At 38.7% G+C, this 20,899-nt stretch carries 18 protein-coding genes and 1 tRNA gene; 16 read left to right on the top strand and 3 right to left on the bottom strand.

Translation table 11 applies throughout. The annotated features are described in order from the left end of the window. Together BGM26_RS14615 and rocF are read left to right on the top strand one after the other, a co-directional pair. Window positions 1-59, top strand: a tRNA-Lys gene (locus BGM26_RS14615). 185 nt (window positions 60-244) lie between these two features. Further along, a complete protein-coding gene (rocF, locus tag BGM26_RS14610) occupies window positions 245-1,141 on the top strand; it encodes an arginase (RefSeq protein WP_217040489.1) in 897 nt (298 codons plus the stop codon). A 272-nt stretch (window positions 1,142-1,413) separates the two neighbouring features. Here rocF and BGM26_RS14605 read toward each other — a convergent pair whose 3' ends face one another. Beyond that, window positions 1,414-1,587 (bottom strand): aspartyl-phosphate phosphatase Spo0E family protein, encoded by a 174-nt coding sequence (locus tag BGM26_RS14605; RefSeq protein WP_217040488.1) that lies wholly within the window; start codon window positions 1,585-1,587, stop codon window positions 1,414-1,416. 171 nt (window positions 1,588-1,758) lie between these two features. Between BGM26_RS14605 and sigW the strand changes: the two genes are divergently transcribed. The 12 genes from sigW (at window position 1,759) to BGM26_RS14545 (ending at window position 15,623) form a co-directional block, all read left to right on the top strand. Further along, on the top strand, window positions 1,759-2,322 hold the full coding sequence (sigW, locus tag BGM26_RS14600; RefSeq protein WP_217040487.1) for an RNA polymerase sigma factor SigW: 564 nt from the start codon (window positions 1,759-1,761) through the stop codon (window positions 2,320-2,322). 18 nt (window positions 2,323-2,340) lie between these two features. Then, entirely contained in the window at window positions 2,341-2,979 is a 639-nt protein-coding gene (locus BGM26_RS14595; RefSeq protein ID WP_217040486.1) for an anti-sigma factor family protein, read from the top strand. Window positions 2,980-3,480: 501 nt separating this feature from the next. Continuing rightward, a complete protein-coding gene (gene cdaA, locus BGM26_RS14590; protein ID WP_217040485.1) occupies window positions 3,481-4,308 on the top strand; it encodes a diadenylate cyclase CdaA in 828 nt (275 codons plus the stop codon). After that, on the top strand, window positions 4,301-5,578 hold the full coding sequence (locus BGM26_RS14585; RefSeq protein ID WP_217040484.1) for a CdaR family protein: 1,278 nt from the start codon (window positions 4,301-4,303) through the stop codon (window positions 5,576-5,578). The genes cdaA and BGM26_RS14585 overlap by 8 nt, the downstream gene beginning before the upstream one ends. Before the next feature lie 206 nt (window positions 5,579-5,784). Beyond that, window positions 5,785-7,137, top strand: a complete 1,353-nt coding sequence (gene glmM, locus BGM26_RS14580) for a phosphoglucosamine mutase (RefSeq protein ID WP_217040483.1) — start codon at window positions 5,785-5,787, stop codon at window positions 7,135-7,137. 671 nt (window positions 7,138-7,808) lie between these two features. Beyond that, on the top strand, window positions 7,809-9,611 hold the full coding sequence (glmS, locus tag BGM26_RS14575) for a glutamine--fructose-6-phosphate transaminase (isomerizing) (protein ID WP_217040482.1): 1,803 nt from the start codon (window positions 7,809-7,811) through the stop codon (window positions 9,609-9,611). A gap of 357 nt (window positions 9,612-9,968) precedes the next feature. Beyond that, a complete protein-coding gene (nagB, locus tag BGM26_RS14570; RefSeq protein ID WP_217040481.1) occupies window positions 9,969-10,673 on the top strand; it encodes a glucosamine-6-phosphate deaminase in 705 nt (234 codons plus the stop codon). Between the two features lie 446 nt (window positions 10,674-11,119). After that, window positions 11,120-11,788, top strand: coding sequence for a response regulator transcription factor (locus tag BGM26_RS14565; protein WP_217040480.1), 669 nt, complete (start codon window positions 11,120-11,122; stop codon window positions 11,786-11,788). Next, window positions 11,785-13,152 (top strand): sensor histidine kinase, encoded by a 1,368-nt coding sequence (locus tag BGM26_RS14560; RefSeq protein WP_217040479.1) that lies wholly within the window; start codon window positions 11,785-11,787, stop codon window positions 13,150-13,152. The genes BGM26_RS14565 and BGM26_RS14560 overlap by 4 nt, the downstream gene beginning before the upstream one ends. Before the next feature lie 120 nt (window positions 13,153-13,272). After that, window positions 13,273-14,184: an ABC transporter ATP-binding protein gene (locus BGM26_RS14555; RefSeq protein ID WP_217040478.1), complete on the top strand. Its 912-nt coding sequence runs from the start codon at window positions 13,273-13,275 to the stop codon at window positions 14,182-14,184. Then, complete coding sequence (locus BGM26_RS14550; RefSeq protein ID WP_217040477.1) at window positions 14,181-14,891, top strand: ABC transporter permease; 711 nt, start codon at window positions 14,181-14,183, stop codon at window positions 14,889-14,891. The genes BGM26_RS14555 and BGM26_RS14550 overlap by 4 nt, the downstream gene beginning before the upstream one ends. Beyond that, window positions 14,892-15,623 (top strand): ABC transporter permease, encoded by a 732-nt coding sequence (locus tag BGM26_RS14545; RefSeq protein WP_217040476.1) that lies wholly within the window; start codon window positions 14,892-14,894, stop codon window positions 15,621-15,623. Window positions 15,624-16,263: 640 nt separating this feature from the next. Here the strand turns inward: BGM26_RS14545 and BGM26_RS14540 are convergent. After that, window positions 16,264-17,187 (bottom strand): LysR family transcriptional regulator, encoded by a 924-nt coding sequence (locus BGM26_RS14540; protein ID WP_217040475.1) that lies wholly within the window; start codon window positions 17,185-17,187, stop codon window positions 16,264-16,266. A gap of 116 nt (window positions 17,188-17,303) precedes the next feature. On the opposite strand from BGM26_RS14540, the gene BGM26_RS14535 reads away from it, so the two are divergent. Both BGM26_RS14535 and BGM26_RS14530 read left to right on the top strand, forming a co-directional pair. Further along, complete coding sequence (locus tag BGM26_RS14535; RefSeq protein WP_217040474.1) at window positions 17,304-18,074, top strand: class I SAM-dependent methyltransferase; 771 nt, start codon at window positions 17,304-17,306, stop codon at window positions 18,072-18,074. Window positions 18,075-18,443: 369 nt separating this feature from the next. Further along, entirely contained in the window at window positions 18,444-19,157 is a 714-nt protein-coding gene (locus tag BGM26_RS14530; protein WP_217040473.1) for a DUF421 domain-containing protein, read from the top strand. Window positions 19,158-19,275: 118 nt separating this feature from the next. Here BGM26_RS14530 and pdxR read toward each other — a convergent pair whose 3' ends face one another. Beyond that, entirely contained in the window at window positions 19,276-20,655 is a 1,380-nt protein-coding gene (gene pdxR, locus BGM26_RS14525; protein ID WP_217040472.1) for a MocR-like pyridoxine biosynthesis transcription factor PdxR, read from the bottom strand. Between the last annotated feature and the right edge of the window lie 244 nt (window positions 20,656-20,899).

The raw sequence follows: 20,899 nt of genomic DNA, 5'->3' as shown, positions 1-20,899 counted from the left end.
TCAGTCGGTAGAGCATCTGACTTTTAATCAGAGGGTCGCAGGTTCGAATCCTGCATGGCTCATCATAAATAAAAAGACTTTAGGGACACAATTCCTAAGGTCTTTTTTAGTACTAAAAAATCCGCAATATTGAGCTGAAAACGCATATATATACAGAATTTTGTCGAGTTGAGTCATCCCTCTGAAAACGGTTAAAATAAAAGTATAAATAGTATTGGAAACAGGGATGAAGGAGGATTATTTTATGAAAAAGCTTGCCATAATTGGAATGCCAATGGATTTAGGACAAATGAGACGTGGGGTAGATATGGGGCCAAGTGCGATCCGGTACGCTGGGGTAACGGAGCGGTTAAGGAAGGTATTTGATGAGGTTAACGATTACGGAGATATTGCTATCGGAAGACCGGAAGTTGAAGTTGATCCGGAATCCAATCTAAGGAATCTGCATTTAATCGCTGAAAAAACGGAGATGCTTGCCAAGGAAGTAGATCGAGCAGTTGAAGCAAATTCATTTCCGTTGGTTCTCGGTGGCGACCATAGCATTGCCATTGGAACATTGGCTGGAGTATCTAAACATTATCAGAATTTAGGCGTCATCTGGTATGATGCCCATGGCGATTTAAATACAGCTGAAACATCCCCAACCGGTAATATCCATGGGATGCCGCTGGCAGTGAGCCTTGGATTGGGTCATCCACTATTAACAAATGTTGGAGGATATGCTCCAAAAGTGAAGCCGGAAAATATCGTAATTATTGGTGCACGCTCATTGGACGAAGGAGAAAGGGAACTTATTAAGGAGCAAGGCATTAAAGTCTATACGATGCACGAGATTGACCGTTTGGGCATGACTAGAGTGATGGAGGAGACAATTGCCTATTTAAAAGAAAAAACAGATGGTGTTCATCTTTCTTTAGATTTAGATGGCTTAGACCCGCATGATGCACCTGGGGTAGGAACTCCAGTTATTGGGGGCATTAGCTACCGTGAAAGCCATTTAGCGATGGAAATGTTAGCGGAGGCTAAGATCATCACATCAGCTGAATTTGTAGAAGTGAATCCGATCCTCGATGATCAAAATAAAACTGCAACCGTTGCTGTAGCGTTAATGGGATCACTATTCGGAGAAAAACTTCTTTAATGACCTCTACCATTATATAAAAAGGCAGTTTCGTAAAATTTGTTGCTTTTATAATATGATTTTTATTTAATAATCTGAGTTGATTGGAGCGGAGGGCACTTGACTCCTGTGGGAATAGAGGGAACGGGAGACCCCACAGGCGGTAACGCCGAGGAGGCTCCCGTCACTCCCCGCGGAAAGCAAGTGCCCGCAGCGGAAATCAACGGGCAAACTTTGAAGGCTAAAACAACAATATATACGAAAAAACAGCCTCAAAAAACAAGCAGGAACTTTTATTGAAGTTCCTGCTTGTTTTTTGAGGTTAAATTGATGTATGTATTCAGAAGTCCGTCTAATTTTGTGCTCATATCTACTACTTGCCGGTTTGACAATGAAGTATGGGCAGCCAAGTCTATCATCTCTTTCCGGCAAATTTCTATGTTTCTTAATAAATTACATTCGCACATTAGACCACTCCTTTTCTGCTGTATTTAGTGCTTTTATTTCCATTTTTAAAAAAGATTAAACTTTGTAAGTGTAAATTTGTTAATATAGAGATTGAGTATTTTTATAAAAATGAAACCTTTTCCGCTATCGATTCGTAATATCGATTAGCCGCACTAGAGCGGAGGTAAAAAATGGAGACAATCGTAAAGAAAAGGATCAAGCAGGTTTTAAAAGGAGATCAAGATGCGTACGCTGAAGTGGTTGAAATATACAGAGAAAAGGTATTTCAAATTTGCTACAGAATGCTTGGAAATAGACATGAAGCTGAGGACATGGCACAGGAAGCCTTTTTAAGGGCTTATGTGAATATTCACAGCTTTAATATAAATTTGAAATTCTCCTCATGGCTTTATCGCATTGCGACCAATCTTTGCATCGATAGAATTAGAAAGAAGAAACCCGATTATTTCTTGGATGCGGAAGTGGCTGGAACAGAGGGGTTAACAATGTACTCACAAATTGCTTCCAATACAAGACCTCCGGAAGATGATGTAGAAAGCTTAGAGCTTCAGGAAACGATTCAGAGGGAAATATCCAAACTGCCGGAAAAATACCGTACCGTCATTGTTTTAAAATATATTGATGAACTATCATTAAATGAAATAAGCGAGATATTAGATATTCCGCTCGGAACGGTAAAAACAAGAATCCATCGGGGTAGAGAAGCATTAAGAACCCAATTACGATATGTATAATATAAGAGGGTGAGAACTTTGAAGTGTCCAGTAGAAATCATTCTTTATATGCATGAATATTTAGATGAAGAGATCTCAGCCGAACATGAAAGAGAATTAAGAGCACACTTACAAAACTGCGAGGATTGTCAAACATATTTCCATGAGTTAAGAAAAGCAATTGCTCTTGTTCGTAGTACTTCACATATTCAGGCACCGTCTAACTTTACTGCGAATGTTATGGCCAAATTGCCTAAAGAAAAGCGTAAAGCAGGCATTCAACGTTGGATAAGGCAGCATCCGCTACTCACTGCCGCTTCCATGTTCTTCGTACTAATGATGGGAGGTTTCTTTTCTTCATGGGACCAGAATCGAGAGTTTTCTGTCTCAAAACAGCCGAATCTTGTCGTGCAAAATGATACTGTGATCGTTCCAGAAGGGGAAATCGTCAAAGGTGACGTCATTGTAAAAAATGGTAAGTTGAAAATAGAGGGCCAGGTCGATGGCAACGTTACTGTTATCAATGGAGAAAAGTACATGGCTTCCGCTGGTCAAGTAACAGGTGAGATTAAAGAGGTGAATGCCGTATTTGATTGGATGTGGTATCACATCAAAAAGACGGCTAAAGAAGTTATTTATGTGTTCGATGACAGCGAACCAGAGACTGTGAAGAAGTAAAATAGGTGATAAGGAACGGACCCTGCTAGGAGGCAGGGTTCTGTTATCTTTAATAAAGGACGCCTAGTTATTAGATTGGTATTGCAAATACTTATGATATAATATGGAAGTTACCTATAATGTTTTGAAAATGGCTTTGTTTATACATAAGGCTGTTTTCGTAAACTTTGTTGCTATTTAAACAAAAAGAGATGTAGTTGATTTCCGCTTCAGGATGCTCGCTTTCCGCGGGGCGGGCGGTGAGCCTCCTCGGCGCTCTGCGCCTGTTGGGTCTCACCTTCCCGCTGCTCACGCAGGAGTCTCGCACCTTCCGCTCCAATCAACGTCATACTAAACCTATAGAAACAACAATCATTTAGAAAACAGCCATACATAAATACAGTTTAACAGCGCCTTCCGGTTAGAAATCTGCCTAATTCGGAAGGGAACGCCTTATACAGGATAACAATCTACGCATTGTAATGCGGAATTTTTTGACTATATAACTTTGGAGGAAGGACAATGTCGTTTACAGATTTTTCTATTATGAAATTATTGGCTAATACTGTTGACATTCTCCTTGTTTGGTATGTCATCTTTAAACTTATTATGATTGTACGGGGGACGAAAGCTGTTCAATTGTTAAAAGGAATCTTTGTTATCCTCCTAGTAAAAATTATCAGTGATAAATTTCACCTGCAGGCATTAGGATGGATGATGCAGCAAGTACTTAACTGGGGATTTTTAGCCGTCATTATTGTTTTCCAGCCTGAGATAAGAAGGGCCCTTGAACAATTGGGGCGTGGACGTTTTTTCTCAAGGGGTAATGCTCAAGAGGTAGATGATCAGGAAAAGCTAGTCGAATCGATTGTAAAGGCCGTAGACTATATGGCCAAACGTCGGATTGGAGCGCTTATTTCCATCGAACGGGAAACAGGAATGGGAGATTATATCGAAACAGGCACTCAGCTTGATTCGAAAATTTCTTCGGAATTACTGATAAATATATTTATTCCGAATACGCCTTTACATGACGGGGCTGTTATTATTCAAAAAAATACGGTTGCAGCAGCTGCGTGCTATCTCCCATTATCAGAAAGCCCATTTATATCGAAAGAGCTTGGAACAAGACATCGAGCTGCATTGGGAATAAGTGAAGTGACAGATAGTGTAACTGTCGTTGTTTCAGAAGAAACAGGTAGTGTTTCTTTAACAAAAAACGGAGAATTGCATCGGAATCTAAAATCTGAAGCGTTTACCGAACTGCTTTCGAATGAATTATTGTCTCAAAACAAGGAGAAGCAGGCTTCTTCAGCTCGTTGGAACTGGAGGGGAAAGAAAAATGGATAAATGGATTAACAAGCTTGTTGATACGCGCTGGTTTATGAAAATTGTTGCGTTGATTCTTGCACTGCTATTTTTTGGTTCTGTTTATAATCCGGATAAAGATATAACTAATATAAATGTTCCAGGAGAGCAAGATACAGAAATTCTTTCAGATATCCCTGTGAAAAGCTATTATGATACAGAAAATCTCGTCATTTCGGGTGTTCCAGAAACGGTAAAGCTATCAATTAATGGTCCAAAAAGCCACCTTCAGCCCGTCAAAACGCAAAGGAACTTCGAGGTTTATATTGATCTGTCTGGTGCAGAGCTGGGAACGAAAAGAGTTCCAATCAAAATTAGAAACATATCAGATAAGCTTAAAGTGACAATTGAACCTGCCTATGCAAATGTCAGTATTCAAGAGAAGGTGACAAAGGAATTTAAAGTGGAGGCAGAATTCAATAAAGCATTACTTGAAGATGGCTATATTTCCGAGTCGCCTGAAGCGAAGCCGAATAAAGTAAAAATTACAGGTGCGAAAGATGTAATTGACAGAATCAGTTTTGTTAAAGCAACAGTAGATATTAAAGGACCAGTTAGAAGCACAGTTAGAAATGAAGCTAACATCCGCGTATTAGATCAGGATATGAATAAATTAGATGTGGTTGTTGAACCGGCAACCATTGCAGTAATTATTCCTGTCAAAAGGATAAATAAAACGGTGCCAATTAATTTGATCGAAACAGGCAGCCCACCGAATGGAATTACAATTAACTCTATTTCCTTAGATGTGAAAGAAGTGAAAATAGCCGGCCGTCAAGAGGTTTTAGATCAGACGGATAATGTCAGGGTAGAAGTGGATGTTAGTCGGATTAATGGCGATACGGTCCTTACGCTGCCTGTGATTATTGCAGAGGGGATAAATGAAGTGAATCCCAAAACAGTTCGGGCCACGATATCCGCCTCCTCCACCCAAACGGATACGGAGCAAGAAAAGGGAAAAGTTGAAAACAAAACTTTATCCAATCTCCCTATCCATTTGTCCGGTTTATCCAATGATTTTGAGGCGTCTCTTAACGCCCCATCGAACGGAAAGGCTAGCCTGACAGTTACCGGAAATAGCGATATTGTCCAACAAATAAATGCAGGTGATTTTAATCTATTTCTTGACCTATCTAGTTTAGGCGAAGGCGATCATGAGGTAATGATTAAGGTTAATGGCCCAGATAATGTAAATTGGAAGCTGGCAACAGAGACAGCAAGCATATCGATTACTCCAAAAGAAGCTTTATAACAGTAATTATTTGTTTGCAGATAGCTATTTACTGAAGCAGATGCCTCAGATTTTTTAAGGAATAAATCGAGCAAGCTAAGATAAAAATCTGGGCTCAAATACGCCAAGGCGAATTTGATCATGGTGGCATCAATGTCATATCTACACTGGCAGTCCTGTGCTGCGAAAAAGGATATTTTACTTTATAAGAAGGAGCGAATATAAAAATGGGTAAATATTTTGGTACGGATGGAGTACGTGGGGTTGCTAATAGCGAACTAACGCCAGAGTTAGCTTTTAAATTAGGCCGATTAGGCGGATATGTACTTACCAAAGATAAAAGCCGCCCGAAGGTATTGATTGGCCGTGACACTCGAATTTCTGGCCATATGCTCGAAGGGGCTCTTGTTGCAGGACTTTTATCTATTGGAGCGGAGGTCATGCGGCTAGGTGTGATCTCAACACCAGGTGTTGCATATTTAACAAAAGCACTTGGTGCGGAAGCAGGAGTCATGATCTCTGCATCCCATAATCCAGTGGCAGACAACGGAATTAAATTTTTTGGCCCGGATGGATTTAAGCTCTCTGATGAACAGGAACTAGAGATCGAAAGCTTAATTGATATGGAAGAAGATCAACTTCCAAGACCAGTTGGATCAGCTCTTGGACAAGTGAATGACTATTTTGAAGGCGGGCAAAAGTATCTTCAATATTTGAAGCAAACCGTCGATGAGGATTTCTCTGGTATACATATTGCCTTGGATTGCGCTCATGGTGCAACATCCGCTTTGGCTTCCCACCTGTTTGCTGATTTGGATGCCGATTTATCTATGATTGGGGCATCTCCGAATGGATTAAATATTAATGAAGGCGTGGGCTCAACCCACCCTGAGTCTTTAGCTACCTTTTTAAAAGAAAAGAATGCAGATGTTGGATTAGCATTTGATGGAGATGGTGACCGTCTGATCGCGATTGATGAGAATGGTGACATCGTTGATGGGGATCAAATCATGTACATCTGTGGGAAATACTTAAAAGAACAAGGCAGATTGAAGCATGGTACTGTCGTATCGACAGTCATGAGTAATCTTGGTTTTTATAAAGCGTTGGAAGCAAATGGCATCGAGAGCATCCAAACGGCAGTTGGCGACCGTTATGTCGTCGAAGAGATGAAGAAGAACGGCTATAATCTTGGCGGGGAACAATCAGGTCATATTATTTTCCTTGATTACATTACAACAGGGGATGGACTGCTAACTGGCCTTCAACTCGTTCATATTATGAAAATGACTAAAAAACCATTATCAGAGCTGGCTAAGGAAATGAAAAAATTCCCGCAAAAGCTTGTAAATATCCGTGTAACGGACAAGCATCATGTAACAGATAATGAAAAAGTAAGTGCGGTTATTTCACAGGTAGAAGATGAGATGAATGGGAATGGACGAATCTTGGTCCGCCCATCCGGAACGGAGCCTCTTGTTCGTGTAATGGCAGAAGCCCCGACAGAGGAACTATGCAGTGCTTATGTAGACCGAATAGCAGCTATCGTAGAAGAAGAAATGGGATTAAAAGAAGAATAAAATAAGAATAAAACAAGGTATGCATAAGGGAACGGTTACGCTCTCTTATGCATATTTTTATTGTAAAGGGAAAATACGACCTTAGGTTTTTAGTTGACGGAGGTTTTTTCCTGTTGTATGATAATCCTGATTTGTAGATCCTTTTTACAAATTCTTGATTTCAAAAATGAAATGAAAGGTGGGCAGAGTACTCTTTAATATGGTTATAAAAGCGCCTGAACTAATCCTTGAACGGAATTGGATTAGTTGACGAGGAGGAGGTTTATCGAAGTTTCGGCGGATACCTCCCGGTTAAAAAGCAAACCGTTATTCCTTCTTTAAAACATTGAGGCAACTTGATGGACAAAGGGAAGGGAATGCTAATCTTAGAAAATATATTTAACTTTTTTCAGCAGAAGTCTCTAAACCATTTAAGTGGCGAGAGGATGCAAACAGGTATCCAATTCAATGGGGGTTCAAACCCCGGCTGAATAAAGTTAAGCCTCCGGCGGATGCCTCAGATTTTTTAAAGGAATTTATCGAGAAAGCTAAGGTAAAAATCTGGGCGCAGATCGCCAAGAACGAATTTGATCAAAGTCGGACCCCGATGGTCTGACATCATACGAGTAATAGAGTAAGGGGCAAGATTGTCCCTACGCCTTCTTGCCCCTTCATTTGGGAGGAAAAGAAGTATGTGCGGTATTGTCGGTTATATTGGAAATAATGATTCGAAAGAAATTTTGCTAAAAGGTTTGGAAAAACTTGAATATAGAGGCTATGATTCAGCCGGCATCGCTGTTATGAACGAAAACGGTGTGCATGTCTTTAAAGAAAAGGGCCGTATCGCTGATTTACGCAATATTGTTGATAGGGATATCTTTGCGAACACAGGAATTGGTCATACACGCTGGGCAACTCATGGAGTGCCAAGCAGAACGAATGCTCATCCACATCAAAGTGCAACTGGTCGTTTTACTCTAGTTCATAATGGTGTAATCGAAAACTATGAAATCTTAAAGCGTGAATACTTGCAGGAAGTATCTTTGCAAAGCGATACAGATACAGAAATCATCGTTCAGCTAATTGAACTGATTGTGAATGATGGATTTACGACTGAAGAAGCGTTTCGGAAAACGCTGAAGCTTCTAAAAGGTTCTTATGCAATTGCTCTTTTAGATCAAGAAAATAATGAAACTATTTTTGTTGCAAAAAATAAAAGTCCACTCCTAGTCGGATTGGGTGAAACGTTCAATGTTGTCGCTTCAGATGCGATGGCAATGCTTCAGGTAACAGATCAATACGTTGAGCTAATGGATAAGGAGATCGTTATTGTTACAAAAAGTGCCGTAACGATCAAAAAACTAAATGGTGAGATTATTACCCGCGATCCATATACAGCAGAATTGGATGCGAGTGATATTGAAAAAGGCACTTATCCGCACTATATGCTAAAAGAAATCGACGAGCAGCCATTAGTCATGCGCAAAATTATTCAACAATATCAAAATGAGCTGGGAGATTTAACAATCGACCGGGAAATCATTGATGCGATGAATGGTGCAGACCGGATTTATGTTGTTGCCGCAGGCACTTCTTATCATGCGGGACTTGTTGGAAAGCAATTCATCGAAACGATGGCTCAAATTCCAGTTGAAGTCCATATTGCCAGTGAGTTTGGCTATAATATGCCACTATTATCTAAAAAGCCATTGTTCATTTTCCTTTCGCAGAGTGGAGAAACAGCCGATAGTCGGGCAGTCCTTGTACAAGTAAAGGAAATGGGATATAAAGCGATAACGATTACGAACGTTCAGGGCTCTACTTTGTCACGTGAAGCGGATTACACACTATTGCTTTATGCTGGGCCGGAAATTGCTGTTGCTTCTACGAAAGCATATACAGCACAGCTGGCTGTTTTGTCGATCCTAGCTGAAGTAATTGCAAAGAGCCGTGACAGCGAACTTGATTTTGACCTTGTCCATGAGCTGGGGATAATCGCCAACGCAATGGAAGTACTTTGTGATGAAAAAGCAGAATTTGAAGGAATTGCTCGTGAGTTTTTAACAGTAACACGCAACGCCTTCTTTATTGGCCGCGGCATTGATTTCTATGTTGGCCTCGAGGGGGCACTTAAACTAAAAGAAATCTCTTATATTCAGGCGGAAGGATTTGCTGGTGGCGAACTAAAGCACGGTACGATTGCTTTAATCGAAGAAGGCACCCCGGTTATTGCCTTGGCAACACAAGACAGTGTGAACTTAAGCATCCGTGGCAACGTCAAAGAAGTCGCTGCGCGTGGAGCCAACACGTGCATCATCTCGATGAAAGGGCTGGAAGCAGAAGAAGACAGTCTAATCATCCCAGAAGTGCATGAGCTATTGACACCTCTTATCTCTGTCATTCCGTTACAATTCATTTCTTACTATGCAGCTGTGCACCGTGACTGTGACGTTGACAAGCCAAGAAATTTAGCAAAATCAGTTACTGTGGAGTAAGAAATACGATTAGGATCATGTTAGGTGACCATTTGGTATTTAAATACAATGCTATGTTAAAGCTCAATGTTGATATTTGCACTTTGTTGAATGGAGCGGAAGGCGCGAGACTCCTATGGGAATAGCGAGTCAAAGGGAGACCCCGCAGGCCCGATAGCGCCGAGGAGGCTCCCGGATCGTCCGCGGAAAGCGAGCGCCTGGAGCGGAAATCAACAGGCAATATTTACAGAGCCAAATACAAAGAAAGTAAATTTGCTCCCATCTGGATAAGATGCAGAGCTCATGATTATGAATAAACAGTGCCAAGTTAAAGAAACATATCGACAAGGAATAGGGAATTTAAAGGGAGAGAAATAAATGAATGTAATCGTAGTGAAAAACCAAGAAGAAGCGGCAGAAAAGGCATTTGAAATTGTAAAAGCAGGTTTGGAAAATGGCAGCATCAAAACGCTCGGATTAGCAACGGGTAGTACACCACTAAAGCTATACGAAAAAATGCGCGGAGAAGATTTGGATGTTTCTGATGTGACAACGGTGAATTTAGATGAATACATCGGCCTCGATGTAAACGACTCACAAAGCTACAATTACTTCATGCAGAAAGAGCTTTTCAATATGGTGAATTTCAAGGAGTCCTATTTGCCGAATGGGATGGCTCAGGATTTAGATGCCGAATGTGAAAGATATGAAGACATCATAGCAGCTAATCCGATTGATCTGCAGGTTTTGGGGCTTGGAACGAACGCCCATATTGGCTTCAACGAACCTGGAACATCTTTTGATGTGAAGACACATGCTGTAGAGCTAACTGAAGCTACAATTGAAGCGAATAAGCGTTTCTTTGAAAAAGCAGAAGATGTACCGACGCACGCGATTTCAATGGGAATCGCCACAATCATGTCAGCCAAACAAATCGTGTTGATGGCATTTGGTGAAGCAAAGGCTGAAGCAGTGAAACAAATGATCAAAGGGCCTATCAGCCAAGAGTGCCCAGCATCCGTTCTTCAAAATCATGCAAATGTAACGATCATCATCGATGAGGCTGCTGCAAGTCAGCTTTAATTGGTACCACTGATATATATTAGACATATCTATTATGTTGGCTAAAGAGTATATAAAATAGAATATGTATATTAAAGACGTTATAGCTGAATGAGTTGTTCCCTAAAACGAGTGAAAATTGGATTATCCATCTAGTTTTCCTCGTTTTTTTGTTTCCCGTGAAGAAGAAAAGGCCAGAAAAAGCATGAAGAAAAGCAGGATTTTCAGGGAACAACTTGTCTTCCTAAAAGTGGGATTCTGACAAGGATTACTTCAAAGTTTGATAAAAATAACCTCTAGGGATATTATGTCCTAAAAGGTTATTTTTTTATTTTTCAGATAAATTTGAAGATAATAAAGTAAGTTATATAAATAATTCAAGTCTTTCTCGTAAGTATAATTATACAAAGGGGAAATTGTAAAGACGGAAGCAGGAATGGTTAAGCCCTAAAATAGGGAGGAGAAAAATGGTTCATATATTGTATATAGAAGACGAAAGTGATATAGGCAGTTGGGTAACAAAGGATCTAACGGAAAGAGGATATGAGGTAACGTGGCTACAGTCAGGTGAAGGGGTTGAAAAATATATATTAACCGTAGATATTGTCATTTTGGATGTAATGCTGCCAGGATTGGATGGTTTCTCTATCGGAAAACGTATCAAAAAGGAAAATGGAGATTTACCTATTTTGATGCTTTCCGCACGTACCGCGGTAGAGGATAAAATAGAGGGTCTTAATTTTGCAGATGATTATTTAACAAAACCTTTTCATCCAGATGAGCTTGCAGCACGTGTCGAGGTGCTATTAAGGAGATATCAAAAGAATGACGATATATTAGAACTGCAACATCTGACCATTTATACAAAAGATATAAGGATGGTTGACAACGATACAGGTATTGAAATCCAATTAACTGGAAAACAGTATCATTTATTTCAGTACTTTGTTCGACACTTGAACCAAATATTAACAAAGGAGCAGCTATATGAGGGCGTTTGGGGCGAGCGTTATATCGAAGGAGATAAGACTTTAATGGTTCATATTCGTTATTTACGGGAAAAAATCGAAAAGAACCCAGCAACCCCAACAATCATTGAAACCATTCGTGGAATCGGATATAGGGTAAAAATATGAGGAATTTTTTCCGATCTTTATTGGCGAAGTATATGTTCATTATTCTAATAGCAATTTCTCTCGTTCAAATTGCGTACTTAATTATTGCCATATTTATGTCGGGTGTTGTAAAAAACATGGGAGATGGAAATCTATCTCAAGGTAATGAAAATTTAAATGAAATAGAGGAAAAGTGGCATGCTGAAGCAAACAATGTGAAAAATTTCACGTCCGAAACAATAGAACAACATTTTTCAAAGTGGAAACATCAATATCATGAAGCATCGATGTTCTGGGTTGATGAAAATGGCATGTTAATAAAGCAAGTGGACGTAAGGGAGCAACTTCCTTACGCGTGGTCACCTGCTTTTACAGCAAAATTTATAAAAGAGCGTTATGGAGGAGACCCCTTTACGGTTATTGCGTTTGTCGGAAAAGAAGAATCTCAGGGTTTTGTTGTTTTAGAGATTCCTAGAGCTATGTTAAAGCCCCCACTTAGAAAAGTATATGATCAATATGGAACGATTTTATTATTCGGTGTTATCTTTATCATCTTCTTATTTATTATAGTCTCCTTTTTATTTTTTAGAGGCATTAGAAAACGATTATTACAATTGCAAGATGCGATGGAGATACGGGATGTTGATAGTTTGCCAATCCAGATAAATGTAAAAAAGAAGGATGAAATTGGACAACTTGAAAAAACATTTAATCAAATGGTATTTGAGCTCAGGGGAAGTAAACAACGTGAACAGAAAGAGGAGCAATTACGGCGGGAATTAATCGCCAGTCTTTCTCATGATTTACGTACACCTTTAACAATAATAAGGGCTCAAACCTATTCAATTGCTAAAGAAGATTTATCACAAGATGGTAAAAAAGCGATAAAGGCGTTAGAAGCCTCGGTTGTGAATATTGACAGGTTAATTGAAAATTTGATGTCTTATACTCTACTAATGGCTAGTAAATATAAATTTGAATCGAAGGAAATTGACGTTACTCGTTATGTGCGTGAATGCTTAGCTTTATGGTATCCTGTTTTTGAAAAAGAAGGATTTGAAATTGAAGTCAAATTGCACCCATTTGAAAAAAGTAAATGGATGGTTGACCCAATTTGGTTAGGACGTATAGTAGATAATTTATTGCAAAATGTGTTACGTCATGCCAAAAGCGGAGAATATATTTGTGTGAAAACGGAATCTACAGATCGATATGATGCTATAGTTATTTCAGACCGAGGAAAAGGGATGAAAAATAAATCAAATGAAACAGGTGCAGGAATTGGCTTATCCATTGTTGATATGATGGTGAAGGGCATGAAGCTTGATTGGGATATTGAGTCAAGTGAACATGGAACAACAATTAAAATAAAGAAATACAAGTAAAGGTGTATTTGAAAAGGTCCTTAGCGTCCTTTCGAATACACCTTTTTTAAACAAAATTTAACCTTTCTGCATACCCAATTTTAACCTTCTATTCCTATGATAGATGATGAGGTGAGATAAATGGAATATGTGGTGCAAACAGAAAATTTATCAAAACGTTTTGGTAAAGAAAATGCTGTAGCAGGGTTGGATATGAAAATACGTAAAGGGGAAATATACGGATTTTTAGGACCTAATGGTGCGGGGAAGACAACGACGATCCGTATGCTTTTAGGGTTGATGAAATCAACATCGGGCACGATTCATATTTTTCAAAAGGATTTAAGAAAGGAGAGAATAAACATATTAAAAAGAGTGGGTTCGCTAGTAGAGAACCCATCCTATTATCCTCATTTAACTGCTTATGAGAATTTAGAAGCATTGAGGAAGATTTTAGGGGTTTCAAAAACGAGAATTCACGAAGTATTAGAGATTGTTCGATTATCAGACGTGGCAAATAAAAAAGTAAAAGGATTTTCACTAGGAATGAAGCAACGATTAGGAATTGCTGCTTCCCTATTAAACAATCCTGAATTACTAATCTTGGATGAACCTACAAACGGACTGGACCCATCTGGCATTATTGAGATCCGAAATTTAATTAAACGATTACCTTCTGAAACTGGGATGACCATATTAATCTCGAGTCATTTGTTAACAGAGATTGACCAAATGGCGACAACAGTAGGAATCGTTACGAAAGGAAAAATGATTTTTCAGGATTCCATCGAAGCTTTGCGCATGTATGCGCAGCAAAAAGTTTTATTAAAGGTTAGCGATAGTGAGCAAGCCTGGTGCTCATTATTAAGGAAAGGAATAAAAGCGGATTGGCAAGATGACATCATTTTATTGTCTGAACATTCAAACAGAAAAGTAGCAAAAGCCGTTCAAACTCTTGTTCAAGATGGGTTTTCGATTTATCGTGTTGAAGAGGAAAAAAGATCATTAGAAGACATTTTCCTTCAAATGACGATGGAGGAGAAAGTAGTATGATCGGAAGACTTTTAAGTGCCGACTTTTTAAAAATGAAACGAAAAGGATTTTGGTTTCTAACCTTTTTAGGTCCCTTCGGTGTTGTTGCATTACAAATGGTCAACTATGGAGTTAGAAAAGATTATTTATTACAGCAAAGTGAGGATGATTGGGGCTATTATTTATTGAATGTAAGTTCTTTTACACCACTTGCTCTTGTATTAGGGATTGCCATTTTAACCTCCTTTATGGCAAGTGTAGAAAATGAAACGAATGCATGGAAGCAGTTGATTTCATTGCCTGTTTCAAAAATGAGTGTGTATTTATCTAAATTTACAGTTCTAACCTGTTTGTTATTTGTGTCTTCGTTGCTCTTAATGGTGTTTTCTCTTGCATATGGTGTTTTTTTAAATTTAGGTGAGGAAATCCCTTATTTAGAGCTATTGAAATATAGCTTCTATCCTTATTTTGCCGCATTACCTATACTAGCATTACAGCTCTGGATTGCGACTGTTAGTCAAAATCAAGGGATTCCGATTACCACAGGTATTTTAGGGGTAATTTTCACTTATTCAGCTTTTGCTTTGCCGGATTGGATGATTTGGAAGTGGCCGTTATTAATGAACGAATGGAATGAGCCAATTATCAATGTCATGCTTGGAATTGGAGCAGGTATTTTATTATATATTGTTGGAATGGTGGATTTTACGAGAAGGGATGTGAAATAAATGCTCTCTATTTTGCAATCAGAATGGTTTAAATTGCGAAAATCTAAGATTATGTCCATTATTTTTGCCGGACCAATTATTGGGCTTTTTATCGGGTTAACTCCCAACTTCCCCAATATTGATGTTGAAGTTAATGAATGGTATTTATCATTATTATCCATGAATTTAATATATGCTTTACTATTTTTGCCTTTGATAACAGGAGTTCTAGCAAGTGTTATATGCAGATATGAACACCAAGCAGGTGGCTGGAAACAGCTGTTAGCATCTCCTGTAACAAGAGGAAGAGTATTTATCGCAAAATATGTAATATTAATGATCCTCGTATTGGTTGTACAATTATTATATCTTGGTGCCGTTTATGTAGTGGCAATGATGAAAGGTTTCATTGATCCTTTTCCAATAGAGATTGTCCGGAAAAGTATTTTTGGTGGATGGGTGGCGACATTTCCATTAGTCGCTTTACAGTTATGGATGTCTATATTGTTTAAAAGCTTTGCTGCGCCATTTGCTGTTAATGTTATCTTTACATTACCTTCAATATTAGCCGTGAACTCTGAGCGTTTTGGACCGTATTATCCTTGGGCTCAACCCTTTTCGATGATGTATATAGGTGGAAATACAGACGATGTATTTTTTGTTCCGTGGGATCAATTATTAAGCGTTGTAGGGGGAAGTTTTATTTTGTTTTTCCTTGGAGGGTATTTATACTTCCAAAGAAAAACTGTTTAAGGTACAACTTCATCAAGTTTATTGCTAAATGAAATGTTCACCATATTCATAGAAATGATCAAATTATTTGGGGGAATTGCCATTTCCGTGTTTTAACTTTCAGCAGTATCGTTTGATTGCTCATAAAAATCGTCCCTTTCTGAAATGTAGTGTGTCAACTTCATTTTACTAAAAGGCTGTTTTCTCGTATATTGTTGTTTTAGCCTTCAAATTTTGCCCGTTGATTTCCGCTGCGGGCACTTGCTTTCCGCGGGGAGTGACGGGAGCCTCCTCGGCGTTACTCCTGCGGGGTCTCCCGCCTCCCTCTATTCCCGCAGGATACTGAATTTACATCCTTGAATCTGCCCACGCACGAAGGAAAAGCGATAGCATTTTCGAGGAGTCAAGTGCCCTCCGCTCCAATCAACTCAGATTATTAAATAAAAATCACATTATAAAAGCAACAAATTTTACGAAAACAGCCTACTAAAAAGGGCGATTTTATTATTTAATATCTGGCTCGCCGACAAGGCTAGCATACCCGCCACTCCATATAAAGTTTCTAGGAATGGTTCCTATATTATTAATAGCAGTATGCCTAGAGTTGGAGGTTAGTCTACTTGACCTTAATTTAGATGTAAACAGAAGTTTTTATTTTGACTTAGCTTTGTTTTTCATAAATTTCTATCAAAGCTCTTGCGTTCATACTGAGATAGCGTTCTTTGTTATATGTAAACGCTAATGTGCGGGTAGGATTTGAATCTAATTTAATATACGTAAAGGAAGTTTGCTGAGGATCCCGGCGAACGATCATTTCGGGAACTACTGTTAGACCAAGACCATGTCCCGCAAGAGATTGAGCTGTTTCAATGCTACTTGTTTCATAAGTAATCTGTGGTTCAAATCTACCTCTCGCACATAATTCTAATACTGTGCGACGAAAACCGTATCCTTGCTTCAATAAAATAAATGGACAATGGGAAAAATCTTCAATAGGCAAGGCAATTTGTTCGAACAATTTAGGAGAAGACATAATGTGTTTTAATTTTTCGGGCATCCATTGTTTCGGTTCTTTTGGTAGTACGAGATAAAGTGGCTCAGTAAGCATTGTTTTCGTTGTTAATCGAGAATCTTCTATGGGCAGTGACAGTATAGAAATATCAACTAATCCTCGCGCGGTTAAATCTATTAGCCTTTCTGTTGCTTCTTCAATTAGTTGAATACAGACATTTGGATACTGTTCTTGATAGGTTCTAAGAAGTGAAGGCAAAATATGTCCTCCTGTAATAGCAGTTGAGCCAATTTTTAATTCACCTCTTATTCCTTCTTTTCGTTCAAGGATCTCACGTCTTAGATCATCGCGCATTTGTAAGATCTTCTCAGCTTGTTTTACAAAACGTAAACCATCGAGAGTTGGTTCTACTGTACCAGGCTTTCGATCAAACAAATATACACCGAGTTCCTGTTCCAATTTTGCAATTTGTTTACTTAAAGATGGCTGTGCAATATGAAGATGGGAAGCAGCTTTTGTAAAGCTTTTTGTTTTATATATTTCCAATGCATACTCGAATAGCCTCATGTCCATAATATCCCTCCATAGCCTGTGGCTATCAATATAATAGATTATATATCTTAGTCGAATAGTTGTTTATAGATTATGATAAAAATAACAAAATTTTAAAATTAAGGGAGTGTTATTACATGAGTTCTGTGAATGTTTGGAATGCAAATTTGTACGATGATAAATTCAGCTTTGTATCTAGTTTTGGCAAAGGAGTCGTTGAGCTGCTTCAACCACTAAAGGGAGAGAAAATACTTGATTTGGGTTGTGGAACAGGAGATCTTACATACGAAATTTCTAAGTCAGGTGCGATTGTGACGGGAATTGACTTCTCCGGAGAAATGATTGAGAAGGCACGTATAAAGTATCCTCAAATCCCATTCTTTGTTGAAAATGGAGAAACATTTAGAACAAATGAAAAATATGATGCTGTTTTTTCGAATGCAGCCCTTCATTGGATGAAGCAAGCTGCCAAAGTGGTAGAATCGGTTGAGCTAGCATTACATCCAGGAGGTCGCTTTGTAGCTGAATTTGGTGGACAAGGAAATGTTCAAACTGTTATCCGAGGAATAACAGAGGTACTCTCTCAAGAATATGGAATAAATGTAGCAGAAAGAAACCCTTGGTATTTTCCAAGTATAGGGGAATACAGTACCATTCTTGAACAATACGGATTTAGAGTCTCATATGCTCATCATTTTGATAGACCTACTCCACTGACTGATGGAGAAAAGGGGTTGAATCATTGGTTAGTTAGTTTTGGGGATGACTTTTTCCCTGAGTTCTCTAATGAGGAAAAAATGGTTATTTACGGAAAAATAAAAAATAAGATACAATCAGATTTATATAAAAATGGTATATGGGAAGCTGATTATAAACGAATTAGAATGATTGCGATTAAGAAAAGTTAGTTACTGTTACAGTAGTATGTTGAACAGCCTTGGAATGATAAGATCTAAGGCTGCTTTAAAGACATGAGCCCATTTATGAATAAGATTCTTGCACCTTTGTATGAGGTGAGAGTGCCTTTTAATTAAGCGAATCTACTTACTTTATGTTGGAAAATTGAGGAATGCAGATTCTGCAATAGTGATATTAGGGTAGGTTCAATTAATCGGCCTTTAATGGAACAACATCCCGTTATTGGTATGATGCCCTTGGCCAGTTAGTTGTTGGCGAACCTTTTATTTTTCCTAAAATGTAGTCCCTTCGTATCTTAGCGTGTTATTCATTTCTTTTTGGTTATACTACGAGAAACATGTTTTTGGGGGCAGCCAGCTATGTCAGAATTTTTTGGAATTGTTGTTCGAACAATTTTTGCCTTCATTCTTTTTATGTTCATAGCCCATTTTCTTGGAAAACAAACGATTTCTCGTATGACATCCCACCTTTTTATTGCAGCCGTTACTTTTGGCTCCTTTACTGCCAATCTTGCCTTTAATATTCGTAATGAAGCTTGGCAAGTCGCTACGGCAATGATTACTTTCTTTTTAATTGCACTTACAATGACAATCCTTTCCTTAAAAAGCAGAAAAGCGAGAAAATGGTTATCAGGAAACCCAACTGTTGTGATTGAAAACGGCAAGATTTTAGAAGAAAACTTACGTGGACACCGCTTTACGATCGATTCATTAAATCATGCGTTAAGACAAAAGGGTGTTTTTGATTTTCATGAAGTACAATATGCCGTCCTTGAACCGAACGGAGAATTATCGATTTTAAAAAAACCGCAATATCGTTTTGTGACTAGAGAGGACCTTTCTATTTTCACTTCTAAGGGAAGTCGATTTCCTGTTGAGCTGATCATGGAACAAAAAATTTTAGAGAAAAACTTATTCGAAAATGGACTGACAACAGATTGGCTATTGAATGAACTGACAAAAAGAGGATTGAATCCTTCTAACGTGTTTTATGCTGTAAAAGGGACGAATGATCAACTGTATTTCGATGTATATCATGACGGCCTTACCTCACCAATCGATAAAGAATCATAGTCTTAAAAGGTTGGGAATCCCTAGTATCAAACTGTGACGTGGGGAAAGGAACCACGTCCCTCACCCACGTCCCTCAAAAGAACTGCCCCGTAATTGTTAGACATTAACGGAGTGCTTTTTATAACCAAGCCTTTTTCAAAAGCTTCACACCTTGCTGGATTTCATCGCAAGAAAGATTACTAAAACCAAGTTTAATAATAGGTTCATCGGAATAATTTTTAATGAAATAGAGTGAGGTAGGGTACACTTTAACACCATAGGAAGAAGCTCTTTGAATTAGCCATTCTTCTGAACGCCTTAGGTGTACTTTGACTAATAAGTACAAACCAGATTGCTCGCCAATAATGGATATATTTTGGTCGAATTGTTTTTTTAATTCTGATACTAAGTGCTGCATTTTTCGTTTATATACAAGACGCATGCGTTTAATGTGGCGATTCCATTCTCCTTCTTCCATAAATTTAGCCATTGTGAGCTGGCTAAAAAGTGAAGTGGTACTCTCGAAATGAAGAAATTGATTTTTATATCGATTTAAAAGCGGCTCTGGCAACACCATATAGCTTAATCGGATTCCTGGAAGAAAGGACTTTGAGAAATTCCCTAGATAAATAACCTTTGCTGAATCAATGGAAGCGAGTGCAGGAAATGGTTGTTGTGTATACCGAAATTCACTATCATAATCGTCTTCGATCATATACCCATGTACCTTGTTAGCCCAATGAATAAGCGTTTGCCGTTGTCGAATGGACATGCTTACTCCGAGCGGACTGTGATGGGAGGGTGTTACATAGATTAATCGTGATTTCATTTGTTCTAATTGTGAAAAGTCAGCACCTGCTTCATATACTGGTAAAGTTTCAAGCGTAAAACGATGGAATTGAAAAGCCTCCCTAGCGCCATCGTACCCGGGGTCCTCTACAATAATGCTTGGGAAATCATCCTTTAGTATTTGCCCAAGATGGATAAGCATTTGTTGAGTACTGCTACCGATAATAATGGCATTTGCATCTGTTTTTACCCCGCGAGACTGGAGTAAGTATGTGGCGATTTGTTCACGTAGGCACATTTCACCAAAGGGTTCCCCGTATAGAAAGCTCTCCTGTAACGTTAATACTTGATTGGCCATTCTCCTCCAAATTTTTAAGGGGAAATGTGTTTGATCCACGGCTCCTGCTCGGAAATCAATAAGGACAGGTGTCACCGACTCTGTTTGCTTTTTATTAAGAGGGATTAACGCATCTTGGGAAATCAGCGGCTCTAGTTCATTTACAAAATAACCTTTTCGCCCTTCTCCGCGAATATAGCCTTCAGCTACAAGTTGATCATAAGCCATTAATGTCGTATTGCGACTTACTTGAAGGGAGTCTGCAAGTCGACGAATGGAGGGCAATGGGTCATCAGCCAGTATGTCGCCCTGCTCAATAAATAATTTAAACTGCTCGTAGATTTGTTTGTATTTGGGGGGGTTGTCCTTAAAAGCAAAAATGGTATTTTTCATTTACGATCACCTTTGACATGTTCGTTTATTTAAAACTGTCCCTTTTTAGATGTCAGTTTGTATAATATTATATCTTATAATGGATATTTATTTTGGCTGTTTTCGTAACGTTTGTTGCTTTTATAATGTGATTTTTATTTAATAATCTGAGTTGATTGGAGCGGAGGGCACTTGACTCCTCGAAAATGCTATCGCATTTCCTTCGTGCGTGGGCAAATTCAAGAATGTAAGTTCAAAGTCCTGT

This window comes from Bacillus sp. FJAT-29790 (genome assembly GCF_019039215.1).
Taxonomy (GTDB): domain Bacteria; phylum Bacillota; class Bacilli; order Bacillales; family Cytobacillaceae; genus Cytobacillus.
Note: the sequence above shows the minus strand (reverse complement) of the source record. Positions and strands in the feature narration are given on the sequence as shown.